Source organism: Mesorhizobium sp. P2_F8, from assembly GCF_056403655.1.
Genome location: NZ_JBFUFB010000019.1, coordinates 25,824 through 39,732 on the forward strand (window position 1 = coordinate 25,824; position 13,909 = coordinate 39,732).

Genomic DNA, 13,909 nt, shown 5'->3' on the forward strand with positions numbered 1-13,909 from the left:
GCTTCAGGCAACCCTTTTCGAAAGCAGCAAGCGATAGAGTTCGACATATTTTTCGGCGCTCTTGTCCCACGACACATCGGCTTTCATGCCCTGGCGCTGCAGCGATTCCCAGACCGCCGGACTGGCATGTGCGTCGACGAGGCGGCGCACGGCGTGCAGCAGGGCGCCGCCATTGTTGGGCGCGAACTGGAAGCCGGTCGCGACGCCGGCCGAGACGGCGGCCTCGTTGGCATCGATGACCGTATCGGCCAGGCCGCCGGTGCGGGCAACCAGCGGCACGCAGCCATAGCGCAGGCCGTAAAGCTGCGTCAGCCCGCAGGGTTCGAAGCGCGAGGGAATGACAATGGCGTCGCAGCCGCCTTGCATGATGTGCGACAGCCCCTCGTCATAGCCGATGACGACGCCGATGCGGCCACGATGTCGAGCTGCGGCTGCGAGCAGCGCGCCTTCGAGGCCGGCATCGCCCGAACCCAGGATGGCCAGCCGGGCGCCCCTGGCAACGATGCCGTCGACGACCATCGCCAGTATGTCCATACCCTTTTGCCAGGTCAGGCGGCTGATGACGCAGACGATCGGGCTGTCGTCGCGCTCGAGGCCGAAGCGGTCCTCCACGGCAGCCCTGTTGGGCGCGCGCGCCTTCAGCGTCGCGGCCGTATAGTCGGAGACCAGATGCTTGTCGGTTTCCGGGTCCCAGATGCCGGTGTCGATGCCGTTGACGATGCCATAGAGATCGCTGGAGCGCATGTTGATAAGGCCGTCGAGGCCCATGCCGAATTCGGCCGAGCGGATCTCCTGCGCGTAGGTCGGGCTGACGGTGGTGATTGCCCAGGCCGCTTGCAGGCCGGCCTTGAGGAAGCCGACGCCGCCATAATATTCGACGCCGTCGAGCGCCATCGCCACCGCCGGCAAGCCAAGCTCGCCGAAGATGCCGGCGCCGAACTGGCCCTGGAAGGCAAGGTTGTGGACGGTCATCATCGAGGGGACACCAACCGCCTTGCCGTAGCGCATGTATGCAAGCGTCATCGCCGACTGCCAGTCATGGGCATGGACGATGTCGGGCTGGTAGCCGGAGATGGCCCCGCCGGCGATGTCGCCGCCGACCTGGCTCAGCGCCGCGAAACGCCGCCAATTGTCAGGCCAATCGACGCCGGTCGCATTGCCATAGGGGCCGCCGGGGCGGTCGAACAGATGCGGCGCGTCGAGCACGAACAGTTCGAGCCCGGCGAGCTGGACGGAATGGACGGAGGCCTTGGCGCCCTGCAGCAAGGGATATTGCAGAACGGCCTTCTTTTTCTTGAAGGCCGCCATCACGGTCGGAAAGCCGGGAATAAGCGTGCGCATGGTCACGCCCTTGGCCGCCAGTGCGATGGGCAGCGCACCGGTCACGTCGGCAAGCCCGCCGGTCTTGATCAGCGGAAAAATCTCGGGCGTGACCGACAGAACCTGCATGCGCCTACAATCCGATCCTGTCTGTCCTAGAGCCCTTTGTCTTGACCCAATTCCGGACGGAAAACCGTTTCACACTTTTCCTGGAATTGCTCTAAAGCGCCAGCTTGTCGATCATATCCTGGGTGACCAGGCAGATGCCCTTTTCAGAAACACGGAAGCGCTTGGCGTCGAGGACGGGGTCTTCGCCGACCACCAGCCCTTCCGGTATCCTAACACCATGGTCGATGACGACGCGCTTCAACTTTGCGTTCCGGCCGACATGAACGTCGGGCAGCATGACCACTTCTTCGAGCGTCGAATAGGAATTGATGCGCGCACCGGTGAAGATCAGGCTTCTCTTCAGCGAGGCACCCGAGACGATGCAATCGCCCGAGACCAGCGAGGAAACGGCGGAGCCGCGGCGGCCATCCTCGTCATGCACGAACTTTGCCGGCGGCTTCAATTCGGCATAGGTCCAGATCGGCCAGTCGCGATCGTAGAGGTCGAGTTCCGGCGTGACGTCGGTCAAATCGATGTTGGCTTCCCAATAGGCGTCGACCGTTCCGACATCGCGCCAGTAGGCCTCGTTCTCGGCGGTCGAACGGACGCAGGACTTGGCGAAGCGGTGGGCGATCGCCTTACCGTGCTGGACGATATAGGGAATGATGTCCTTGCCGAAGTCGCGGCTCGAGCCCGGCTCGGCCGCATCACGGCGCAGTTGCTCCATCAGGAACTTGGTCTTGAAGACGTAGATGCCCATCGAGGCCAGCGCGAACTCCGGCCTGTCGGGAATGCCGGGCGGATCGGCGGGCTTTTCGACGAAGGCAATGATGTTGTCCTTGGCGTCGACATGCATGACGCCGAAGCCGACGGCTTCCATGCGCGGCACTTCGAGGCAGCCAACGGTGACGTCGGCATTGGCGTCGACGTGCTGGCGAAGCATCATCTCGTAGTCCATCTTGTAGATGTGGTCGCCGGCGAGGATGACCATGTATTCGGGCCCGTAAGCCTCGATGATGTCGATGTTCTGGTAAACCGCGTCGGCCGTGCCCTCATACCACTGCGTTTCCGAAACACGCTGGCTGGCCGGCAGGATGTCGAAACTCTCGTTTCGCTCGGGTCGCAGGAAGTTCCAGCCGCGCTGCAGATGACGGATCAGCGAATGCGCCTTGTACTGGGTGGCGACGCCCAGGCGGCGAATGCCGGAATTGAGCGCGTTGGAGAGCGCGAAGTCGATGATGCGCGTCTTGCCGCCGAAATAGACGGCCGGCTTGGCGCGTCGGTCGGTCAGTTCCTTGAGGCGGCTGCCGCGGCCGCCGGCCAGTACATAGGCCATGGCATCGCGCGCCAGCGGCTGGGTCCGTTTCAAGTCTGCCATTTCTAGCCTCCCAAGTTACTCAGTCTCGACATGTTACCCGGTTTCGGGGGTCAGTCCGCAACGAGTTCGAGCATGATCGTCGACAGCGGCGGCAGAAGCATCGTTGCCGAGATGCCGCCTCCCTCCGCCAGCGCCTCGACCATGCCGCCATTGCCCTTGCCGGAACCGCCATATTCCGCGGCGTCGGTGTTGATGATTTCGCGCCAGTTTCCGGCCGTCGGCAACGGCACGCGATAATTGTCGCGCGGCACCGGCGTGAAATTGGAGATGACCGCCACCGGGCTGCCGCCCGGTGCACTGCGCAGCCAGGCAAAAACCGAATTCTGGCTGTCGTCGACGATCAGCCAGGAAAACCCTTCCGGTTCGCAATCGCGGCCATGCAGCGCCGGGCGCGAACGGTAGAGATAGTTGAGATCGCGCACCGTTTGCCAGACGCCGCGATGCGGGCGGAACTCAAGCAGGTTCCAGTCGAGCGCGCGTGCCTCGCTCCATTCGCGGCGCTGCGCGAACTCCTGCCCCATGAACAGCAGCTTCTTGCCGGGATACCCCCACATGAAGGCGTAGTAGGCGCGCAGCGTCGCGAATTTCTGCCAGTCGTCGCCGGCCATCTTGCCAAGCAGCGTACCTTTGCCGTGCACGACCTCGTCATGCGAGAGCGGCAGCACGAAATTCTCCGAGAAGGCGTAGGTCAGGCCGAAGGTGAGATCGTTGTGGTGGTGCTTGCGGAATATCGGCTCCTTGGAGAAATACTCCAGCGTGTCGTGCATGAAGCCCATGTTCCACTTGAAGCCGAAGCCCAGCCCGCCTTCATGCACCGGTGCCGAGACCTTCGGCCATGAGGTCGACTCCTCGGCGATGGTGATCACGCCCGGATGGTGGCCGTAGACCTCCTTGTTCATCTTCTGCAGGAAGCTGACCGCCTCGAGGTTCTCGCGGCCGCCCTTCTCGTTGGGGATCCATTCGCCCTGCTTGCGCGAATAGTCGAGGTAGAGCATCGAGGCGACCGCATCGACGCGAAGCCCGTCGACATGATATTTCTCGGCCCAGAACAACGCGTTGTTGACCAGGAACGACACCACCTCGCGGCGGCCGAAATTGTAGATCGCGGTGTTCCAGTCGGGATGAAAGCCCTTGCGCGGATCGGCGTGCTCATAGAGCGCGGTGCCGTCGAAATGAACGAGGCCGTGCTCGTCGACCGGAAAATGCGCCGGCACCCAGTCGAGGATGACGCCGACGCCGGCGCGGTGAGCGCCATCGACGAAGCGGGCAAAGCCGTCGGGATCGCCGAAGCGGGCCGACGGCGCATAAAGTCCGGTTGTCTGATAACCCCACGACGGATCATAGGGGTGTTCGGAGATCGGCATGAACTCGATATGGGTGAAGCCGGTCTCGACTGCATAGGGGATCAGCCGGTCGGCCAGTTCGTCCCATGACAGGAACGTGCCGTCGTCGCGAAGTTGCCAGGAACCGGCATGGACCTCGTAGATCGAGATGGCTTCGCGCCGATGATCGGCATTGCGCCAGAAACTGCGATGGGCCTCGTCGCCCCACGGATGGGCCGGCGGCACCGCGGTCACCGAGGCGGTCGCCGGCCGCAATTCGGACTTGAAGGCGAACGGGTCGGCCTTCAGCGGCAGCCTGACGCCATCGGGCCCGATGATCTCGTATTTGTAGGGCCGGCCGGCGCCGATATCGGGAATGAACACTTCCCAGATGCCGGTGTCGCGTCGGTCGCGCATCGAATGCCGGCGGCCGTCCCATTCGTTGAAATCGCCGACCACCGAGACGCGCCGCGCGTTGGGAGCCCAGACGGCGAAATGCACGCCCGTGGCACCCTCATGCTCGATGACATGCGCGCCGATTTTGTCGAACAGCCTCAGATGCGAGCCCTCGGCGATGTAGTAATCGTCCATCGGCCCGAGCACCGGACCGAACGAATAGGGATCCGTCAGCCACCAGTCGCCGCCCGCGTTCCTGGCATGATAGCGCAGCGGCTGACGCTTGCGGATCGACAGCTTGCCTTCGAAAAACCCACCGTCGTCGCGCCTCGACAGTTCACCGGCGATGTTGCCGGTCAGCGTATAGGCGGTGACGAACTCCGCGTGCGGGACAAAGCAGCGGGCAAACAGGCTCTTGCCGACCTCATGAACGCCAAGGATAGCGAAGGGATCGCCATGCGTGCCGGCAACAATCGCCGCGACATCGCTGGCTGCCGCCAGTCCGTCCGGCCCGCTTGTCGCAGCGGTCGCGCGCGGCTTCTTCATCAGGCAGTGTCCCTCCCCGGGCACGACTCTTTGTTCTTGTGCATGTCGTTATCCCAAAACCGCTAGGCACTTTTGGGCGACATACACCAATGTTTGTTTCGTGCCTGTCATTGTCCCAAAACGGCTATGCACTTTGGGCGACATGCAACGAGACCGATTGTTCGTGGCCTCATGCAATCACATCAGACGGGCACGTTCCAGATTTCTTTCGCATATTGGCGGATCGTGCGGTCGGAGGAGAACCAGCCGACACGCGCAACGTTGCGGATTGCCTTGGCGTACCAGTCGGGACTGTTGCGCCAGACGGCATCGACTTCGCGCTGCGTCGCTGTGTAGGCGTCGAAATCGGCGGCGACCATGAACCAATCGCTCTGATAGAGACCGTTGATCAAGTCGCGGTAACGCTCCGGATCGTCCGGCGAGAAGACGCCCGAAGATACCGCGGCCACGGCCTGTGCCAGTTCGGGCGATGCTTCGATCACAGCGCGTGGGTTGTAGCCATTGTTGCGCCGCTCGGCGACCTCGGCCGTGGTCAGGCCGAAGATGAAGATGTTGTCGTCGCCGACGCACTCCTTGATCTCGACATTGGCGCCGTCGAGCGTGCCGATGGTCAGCGCGCCGTTCAGCGCGAACTTCATGTTGCCGGTGCCCGACGCTTCCATGCCGGCGGTCGAGATCTGTTCGGAAAGGTCGGCTGCCGGCATCATGATCTCGGCCAGGCTGACATTGTAGTTCGGCACGAACACCACCTTCAGCAAACCGCGCACGGCCGGGTCGCGGTTGATGACCTTGGCGACGTCGTTGGCGAGTTTGATGATCAGCTTGGCGTTGTGGTAGCTGGGCGCCGCCTTGCCGCCGAAGAATTTCACGCGCGGCATCCACTCGCGTTCCGGGTGTGAGCGGATCTGGTCGTAGAGCGCGATCGCTTCGAGGATGTTCAGGAGCTGACGCTTGTATTCGTGGATGCGCTTGATCTGGATATCGAACAGCGCCGAGGGATCGACCTTGATGCCGAGCCGGTCGGCAACGAGATTGGCCAGCCGCGTCTTGTTGGCGCGTTTGACAGCGGCGAACTTGTCGCGAAAGGCGGCATCGTCGGCGAAGGCATCGAGACCCTTGATGGCGTCGATGTCATCGAGAAAACGGTCGCCGATCGCCTCGCRGGCAAGCGACGTAAGCCCGGGATTGCATTGAATCAGCCAGCGCCGCGGCGTGATGCCGTTGGTCTTGTTGTTGATGCGATCGGGATAGAGCTTGTGCAGGTCGGCGAACACCGTCTCCTTCATCAGGTCGGTGTGAAGGGCCGAAACGCCGTTGATCGAATGCGAGCCGACAAAGGCCAGGTTGCCCATGCGCACCCGGCGGTCGCCATTTTCCTGGATCAGCGAGATGCGGCTGATCTGCTCGTCCGAGAACTGGTCGGAGGCACGCGCCTCCAGAAGCACTTCGGCATTGATCGCATAGACGATCTGCATGTGGCGCGGCAAAAGCCGCTCGAACAGCGGCACCGGCCAGCTTTCCAGCGCTTCGGGAAGCAGCGTGTGGTTGGTGTAGCCGAAGGTGCGCTTGGTGATGCTCCAGGCCTGGTCGAAGTCCATACCGTGGACGTCCATCAGCAGACGCATCAGCTCCGGCACCGCGATGGCCGGATGGGTGTCATTGAGATGGATCGCCGCCTTGTCGGGCAGCGACTTAAGATCACCATACTGGCTGAGATGGCGCTGGACGATGTCCTGCAGCGAGGCGGTGGAGAAGAAGTACTCTTGCCTGAGCCGCAGCTCCTGCCCGGCCTTGTGCGAATCCGCGGGATAGAGCACGCGTGACAGGGCATCAGCCTTGTTGCTTTCGGCAAGCGCGCCGATGTGGTCGCCGGCATTGAACTTGTCGAGCAGGATCGGATCGACCGGCATGCCCGACCACAGCCGCAGCGTGTTGACGCGGTTGGCCCGCCAGCCAACGACGGGCGTGTCATAGGCGACGGCCAGGACATGCTCGGTCGGCTTCCAGACATGGCGTTCGAGCCGGYCGTCCTTCGAGGTGATCGATTCCACCGAGCCGCCGAAACCGACCTCGAAGGAGCGTTCGCGCCGTTCGAACTCCCAGGGGTTGCCGTGATCGAGCCAGGTCTCGGGCAGTTCGACCTGCCAGCCGTCGTGAATCTCCTGGCGGAACATGCCATTGGCGTAGCGGATACCGTAGCCATGCGCGGGAATATCGACGGTCGCCATGCTTTCCATGAAGCAGGCCGCGAGCCGGCCGAGGCCGCCATTGCCAAGTGCCGCATCCGGCTCGAGTGCGGCGATGAGGTCGAGATCGACGCCAAGCGAGGACAAGGCTTCGCGCATATTGTCCATCAGGCCGAGATTGGAGAAGGCGTCGCGCATCAGACGGCCAATGAGGAACTCCAGCGACAGATAGTAGACGCGCTTTTCCTTCTGGTCGTAGGCCTCTTTCGTCGCCTGCATCCAGTGATCGACAATACGGTCGCGCACGACCTTGATCGAGGCGGTGAGCCAGTCGTACTGGGTCGCGACGGTGGTATCCTTGCCGACCCTGTATTTGAGGGCCATCAAGACTTCCCTTGCGAGCGTCTGCGGGTCAGGATTTTTGAGCAGTGGCGGGAGGGGTTCGGATGTCATAGCGCGCGTCATGCTGCCTCTCGTACGGTTGCCATGATCATACCGGCTTTCATCGTTCCTCCCAGCCCATGCTAGCCGATACTCCCACATGTTCAATCGATTTAGATGAACCCGCGCGGAGTTACCCTGCGGCAATTTGACAGTTCAGGCCGCCAGTGCCGCCTCCGGCGGAACCTTGGCTCCCGTCATGAAGGCCACGGCATCCGACATCGTATATTGCTTGGGATCGATGACGCAGAGGCGACGGCCCAGGCGGTGGATGTGGATGCGGTCGGCGACCTCGAAGACATGCGGCATGTTGTGCGAGATGAGCACGATCGGCAGCCCGCGCCTCTTCACGTCAAGCATCAACTCAAGCACACGGCGGCTTTCCTTGACGCCGAGGGCGGCGGTCGGCTCGTCCATGATGACGACGCGGCTGCCAAAAGCGGCGGCGCGCGCCACCGCAACGCCCTGGCGCTGACCGCCGGAGAGCGTTTCGACGGGCTGGTTGATGTTCTGGATGGTCATCAGCCCCAGTTCGGAGAGCTTTTCACGGGCGATCTTCTGCATCGCCGAGCGGTCGAGCCTTCGCAGCCACTGTCCGACAAAGCCCGGTTTGCGGATCTCGCGGCCGAGAAACATATTGTCGGCGATCGATAACGCCGGGGACAGCGCAAGGTTCTGGTAGACGGTCTCGATGCCGGCCACACGCGCCTCGATCGGTGAGCGGAAATGCACCGGCTGGCCATTGAGTTCGATCGTGCCTGAGTCCGGAATGACCGCCCCACATAGCGCCTTGACCAGCGTCGACTTGCCGGCACCGTTGTCGCCGATGACAGCGAGGATTTCGCCTGGCAACAGGTCGAAATCGGCATTGTCGAGGGCAACAACCCTGCCGTAGCGCTTGTTGAGGCCTCTAGCTTGAAGGACCGGAGTGTCGTTCATGCCGAAATTCTCCTGATCCATTGGTCGATGGTGACAGCAACGATGATCAGCACGCCCACGGCGAAGTCCTGCCACAGCAACTCAAGCCCGGAAAGCGCAAGGCCGTTGCGGAAAACGCCGACGATCAAGGCGCCGATCAGCGTTCCAACGATCGAGCCGCGGCCGCCAAACAGGGAGGTGCCGCCGATCACGACAGCGGTGATGGAGTCGAGGTTTGCGGTCTGGCCTGCCTGCGGGCTTACGCCACCGATGCGCCCGATCAGCACCCAGGCGGCGATCGCGCAGATGAAACCGGCGAGCCCGTACACGGCGATCAGGGTCCGTTTGGTGTTGATACCGGCCAGTCTGGCTGCATCCGGATCATCACCAGTGGCGTAGATGTGTCGACCCAACGCCGTTCTGTTCAGCACGTACCAAATAACGAACGCCAGGATCAACATGACCAGCGAACCATAGGTCAGCACCCAGCCTTTCAAAAAGGTCCAGTCGAGCCCGAGCGTTTTTGAGAAGAAATCATAAGGTTTGAAGATCGTACCCGTCCACTGCAGGAATGGCGCCGCCGCCTCCATGTCCTGCTGGCGAATGGTTTCGCTCTGGGAATACCAAACGTTCAGCGCGCCAAAAATGCTCCAGGTGCCAAGCGTGACAATAAAGGGCGGCAAGCGCAGCATCGTCACGATCAGGCCGTTGACGACGCCGCATGCCAGACCGCAGAGCAACCCGAGCGGAAATGCGATCAATACCGGAACGCCGTAGAYGACCGCGGTCCGCCCCATCACCACCGAGCACAGGATCATGATAGCGCCGACGGACAGGTCGATTCCGGCCGTAAGGATTATCAGCGTCTGCGCCACACCGAGCACAGCGATGATCGTCACCTGCTGCAGCACCAACGAAAAGTTGAACGGAGCAAAAAACTTGTCCGGCGCTGCAATCGAAAAGATGACCACACCCAACAGCAGAACGAAAAAGGGAATGGACGTGGGAAATTGATGAAGGAAGGCCTGGAGGCGGCGGATCGCGCCGGCATCCGACTCATCAAAACTGGCCAGGGCTTCAGTGGCACCCTTCAGCCCGCGTTCGGCGGTGACCGAACCCGCGGTATCGTCGCTCATCAGGCAATCCTCCCCAACGCCTCGCTGTCAGGGGGCGCCACGTGCGCCCCCTTTGAGTTCTGGACAATAGTCTTCATGGAATGATGTTGAAAGGCGCTCAGCCCCAGCAGAGCTTCAGGCCTTCCTCGACCGAAATCGACGTCACGCCCTCAACCGGCTTGGCTGTGATGAGTTGCGCACCGGTGTCAAGGAAGCCCATCTTCGGGTCGATATCCGGAATCTTGCCCGAGACGATCGCCTCTAGCGCCATCGCCGCCATCTTCAGCGGATACTGCTGGCTGGTCGCACCGATTACGCCTGCCTGAACGTTCTTCACGCCAGGGCAACCACCGTCGATCGAAACGATCATCACGCTGCCGTCATCCTTGCCTACTGCCTTGAGCGCTTCCCACGCACCGGCCGCGGCGGGCTCGTTGATTGTGTAGACCACGTTTACATCCGGGCACTTCTGCAGCGCGTTCTCCATCGCCGTGCGGCCCTTCTCCTGGTCGCCTTGGCTGATTTCGTGATCGCAGATACGCTTGTCGTCTTCGTCGCCGTATTTGTTGGGATCCTTCACGTCGATCCCGAAGCCCTGCATGAAGCCCTGATCGCGCAGAAAATCGACGGTCGGCTGGTTGGTCGCGAGATCGAGAAATACGATCTTGGCGTCCGCTGCCTTGTCGCCCAGGGTCTTGGCAGCCCACTGACCGATCAGCATGCCGGCCTTGCGGTTATCGGTCGCAAAGGTCGCGTCCGCAGCGTCCATCGGATCGAGCGGCGTATCGAGCACAATCACCTTGAGGCCTGCGTCGCGCGCCTTCTTGATGGTCGGCACAATCGCCTTCGAGTCGCTCGGCACGATGGCAAAACCCTTTGCGCCGGCCGAGATAAGGTTCTCGATCGCCGCCACCTGGCCGTCATTGTCGCCGTCGAACTTGCCGGCGGCGGCGATCAGGGTAACGCCAAGTTCCTTAGCCTTGGCCTGAGCGCCCTCACGCATTTTCACAAAGAACGGATTGGTTTCGGTCTTGGTAATCAGGCCGACGGTATCGGCCGCATACGAGGCGCCTGCCATCGCGCCGTAAAAGGCAAGGCCGGCAACAGCCGCCTTCATGATATTCCATTTACCCATGACTTCCTCCCAGTGATGCATTTTCGGGTGCCGGCCAACCGGCCTCCATGGCATCCACGACATTCTCCCAGCATGGACGCCTTATCGCAACAGACACCAGTCGACGATTGCTGTCAATAATTAAATCACTCTTATTTATTATTGACAGCCTTGCGCCATTCACCCATTCTGACCCAAAAGCAGTGAGGGGAAACGACGGGAGGAACAAAGGTGGAGACCGGCATTGCGAGGCACGGTTCGCCTGAGGCAGCCGAGAGCCGTCTGCACCGTGGCACCAACCAGAGCGGCATGCGGGACCACAACGAGCGGTTGGTGCTCTCGCTGGTGCGCCAGCACGGCAGCCTGGCGAAGTCCGACATCGCCCGCATGACCGGGCTTTCGGCGCAGACGGTTTCGGTCATCATGCGCGAACTGGAGGAAGAAGGCCTTCTGCTGCGGCAGGCGCCGCTGCGCGGCAAGATCGGCCAACCCTCGATCCCGATGGCGCTCAACCCCGACGGCGCCTACTTCATTGGCCTGAAGATCGGCCGCCGCAGCGCCGAACTCGTGCTGATCGACTTCCTTGGCCAAGTCCGTTCGATGCTGCAGCATTCCTACCGCTACCCGGCGCCACGCGAGACCGTGGAGTTCGTCACCACCGGCATGAAGAAGATGCGTGGCGAGCTGACGCCCGCGCAGGACAAGCGCATCGCCGGTCTGGGCATCGCCATGCCGTTCGAATTGTGGAACTGGGCCGATACCGCAGGCGCGCCGCGCGATGCCATGGACGAATGGCGTCATCGCGACATCAGGGCGGACATCCAGGCACAGTGCGATTTTCCGGTTTACCTGCAGAACGATGCGACTTCGGCCTGCGGCGCTGAACTCGTCTTCGGCCAGACCGGTGCTGCGCGCGACTTCGTTTATTTCTACATCGGCGCCTTTGCCGGTGGCGGCATCGTGCTGAATGGCCGGCTTTTCGGCGGGCCAACCGGCAATGCCGGAGCACTCGGCTCGATGCCCGTGCCGGGGACGGATGGCAAGCCGACCCAGCTGATCGATGTGGCGTCCATCGCCATGCTCGAAAAGGCGCTCAATGCGCGCGGCGTCGAGGCTTCGCATCTGTGGACGTCGCCGGAAGACTGGGGCGAGATCGGCCCCGAACTCGATGACTGGATTGCCAGCGCCTCGCGGGCGCTCGCCTATGCCATCGTTGCAGCATCCTCGGTCATCGATTTCGAGGCAGCGGTGATCGACGGATGGATGCCGACGGCAGTGCGCCGCCGGCTGGTCGACGCCATCATCGCGGCCATCGCCACGATCGACGGAGAAGGCCTGAAGCTTCCTGCCGTCCGCGAGGGAACCGTCGGCATCCACGCCCGGGCGCTCGGCGGCGCCAGCCTGCCGCTCTCCGAACGCTTCCTGATTGGTTCGACGACGATTTCCAGGAGTGCCTGATGCTGATCGGAATCCCGGCGCTGCTTGGTCCGGAGCTTCTGGCGACATTGCGCGCCATGGGCCATGGCGACGAGATCGCGATTGTCGACGGAAACTATCCGGCAGAAGAGCAGGCCAACCGGCTCATCCGAGCCGATGGTCATCATCTCCTGCCGGTGCTCGACGCGATCTTGAGCGTGCTGCCGGTCGACGATTCCGTGCCAGAGGCGCTGTTTCGCGCCTCGGTCAAGGGAGATCCCTCGCTTGCCGATCCCGTGCATCACGAGATCGAGGCGCTGTGCGCAAAACGCGCGCCCGGTCGCAAGGTGGTTGCGCTGGCCGGCGCCGACTTCTATGCACGGGTCAAATCGGCGCATGCCATCGTCGCGACAAGCGAGCCTCGGCTCTACGCCAACATCATCATCCGCAAGGGCGTGATCTATCCGCCGGAGACCAGGAAGCCATGATCCTTTGCTGCGGCGAAGCCCTCATCGACATGCTGCCGCGCACGACGACCAACGGCGAGCCGGCCTTTGCCCCCTATGTCGGCGGCGCCGTGTTCAACACGGCCATCGCGCTCGGGCGGCTGGGCGCGCCGGCCGGGTTCTTTTCCGGCCTGTCGTCGGATTTGTTCGGCGGTCAGTTCAGGGATGCGCTTGGGGCGAGCAAGGTCAGCTCCACCTATGCGCACACGTCACCACGGCCAACGACGCTTGCTTTCGTCAAGCTGGACAACGGCCAGGCGACCTACACATTCTATGATGAAAACACCGCCGGCCGCATGCTGACCGTCGACGACCTGCCGCAGCTCGGCAACGAGATCGAGGCCATGCTGTTTGGCGCCATCAGCCTGATCTCCGAGCCAGCCGGCAGTGCCTATGAGGAGTTCATGAAGCGCGAGCATGACAGCCGCGTCATGATGCTCGACCCCAACATCAGGCCGAACTTCATCCCTGACAAGGCCAAGCACCTCAGGCGCATCCGCGCCATGATGGCGATGGCCGATATCGTGAAACTGTCGGATGAAGACCTGAACTGGTTCGGCGAAGCTGGCTCGCACGAGGATGTTATCCGCAACTGGCTCGACCGCGGCCCGAAGCTGATCGTCGTCACGCATGGCAGCGAAGGCGCCATAGGCTACACCAAGGAACACGCCGTGACGGTGATGACGGAGAAGGTCAAGGTGGTCGACACGGTCGGCGCCGGCGACACGTTCAATGCCGGCATCCTCGCTTCGCTGCAGGAACAAGGCCTGCTGACAAAGACAGCAATCGCCGGCCTTTCGCAGGACGCCATCGGCAAGGCACTGGCGCTTGGCAACAAGGCGGCGGCCGTGACCGTCTCGCGGGCTGGCGCCAATCCGCCCTGGCGGCATGAGATCGCCTGACCAGGTCTCGAAGGGCTCAAGACAGATCGGGCTTCTCGATCACTTTATGTTTCGCAGGGCCGATCTCAGGGATTATCAAGGTAGGATCGGGCCCGACGAAGGCCGGATTTCCGGCATATCGCGAAGAACACGCCGGAAAATACAGGTAACAGACTGCGACACTTGCGCAATTCGCGGTTTTGCTGCTGCGGCTTTCTCGCCCGGCACAACTCTGATACCAGCGGCCGGTTATCTGGCTAAC

The 13,909-nt window shown here is 62.3% G+C and carries 10 protein-coding genes; 3 read left to right on the top strand and 7 right to left on the bottom strand.

Translation table 11 applies throughout. From position 1 onward, the window contains the following. Positions 1–3: 3 nt before the first annotated feature. The 7 genes from glgA to AC1DZP_RS31175 form a co-directional block, all read right to left on the bottom strand. Entirely contained in the window at positions 4–1,449 is a 1,446-nt protein-coding gene (glgA, locus tag AC1DZP_RS31145) for a glycogen synthase GlgA (protein WP_457153596.1), read from the bottom strand. A gap of 91 nt (positions 1,450–1,540) precedes the next feature. After that, positions 1,541–2,806, bottom strand: coding sequence for a glucose-1-phosphate adenylyltransferase (gene glgC / locus AC1DZP_RS31150; protein ID WP_477226152.1), 1,266 nt, complete (start codon positions 2,804–2,806; stop codon positions 1,541–1,543). 50 nt (positions 2,807–2,856) lie between these two features. Then, on the bottom strand, positions 2,857–5,070 hold the full coding sequence (glgB, locus tag AC1DZP_RS31155) for a 1,4-alpha-glucan branching protein GlgB (RefSeq protein ID WP_477307661.1): 2,214 nt from the start codon (positions 5,068–5,070) through the stop codon (positions 2,857–2,859). A gap of 182 nt (positions 5,071–5,252) precedes the next feature. Next, positions 5,253–7,721, bottom strand: coding sequence for a glycogen/starch/alpha-glucan phosphorylase (locus tag AC1DZP_RS31160; protein ID WP_477307663.1), 2,469 nt, complete (start codon positions 7,719–7,721; stop codon positions 5,253–5,255). 132 nt (positions 7,722–7,853) lie between these two features. Then, entirely contained in the window at positions 7,854–8,657 is an 804-nt protein-coding gene (locus tag AC1DZP_RS31165; RefSeq protein ID WP_477226149.1) for an ATP-binding cassette domain-containing protein, read from the bottom strand. Then, positions 8,633–9,751 (bottom strand): ABC transporter permease, encoded by a 1,119-nt coding sequence (locus AC1DZP_RS31170; RefSeq protein WP_477307665.1) that lies wholly within the window; start codon positions 9,749–9,751, stop codon positions 8,633–8,635. The genes AC1DZP_RS31165 and AC1DZP_RS31170 overlap by 25 nt, the downstream gene beginning before the upstream one ends. Before the next feature lie 97 nt (positions 9,752–9,848). Continuing rightward, positions 9,849–10,865, bottom strand: coding sequence for a substrate-binding domain-containing protein (locus AC1DZP_RS31175; RefSeq protein WP_457151332.1), 1,017 nt, complete (start codon positions 10,863–10,865; stop codon positions 9,849–9,851). Positions 10,866–11,075: 210 nt separating this feature from the next. Here AC1DZP_RS31175 and AC1DZP_RS31180 point away from each other — a divergent pair, with 210 nt between their 5' ends. Genes AC1DZP_RS31180 through AC1DZP_RS31190 form a run of 3 tightly spaced genes read left to right on the top strand, consistent with a single transcriptional unit; the run spans position 11,076 to position 13,668 of the window. Then, entirely contained in the window at positions 11,076–12,302 is a 1,227-nt protein-coding gene (locus AC1DZP_RS31180; protein WP_477226148.1) for an ROK family transcriptional regulator, read from the top strand. Beyond that, positions 12,302–12,748: an RbsD/FucU family protein gene (locus AC1DZP_RS31185; protein WP_477307667.1), complete on the top strand. Its 447-nt coding sequence runs from the start codon at positions 12,302–12,304 to the stop codon at positions 12,746–12,748. Before AC1DZP_RS31180 ends, AC1DZP_RS31185 begins: the two co-directional genes overlap by 1 nt. Next, a complete protein-coding gene (locus AC1DZP_RS31190) occupies positions 12,745–13,668 on the top strand; it encodes a carbohydrate kinase family protein (protein WP_477226147.1) in 924 nt (307 codons plus the stop codon). Before AC1DZP_RS31185 ends, AC1DZP_RS31190 begins: the two co-directional genes overlap by 4 nt. Positions 13,669–13,909: the final 241 nt, after the last annotated feature.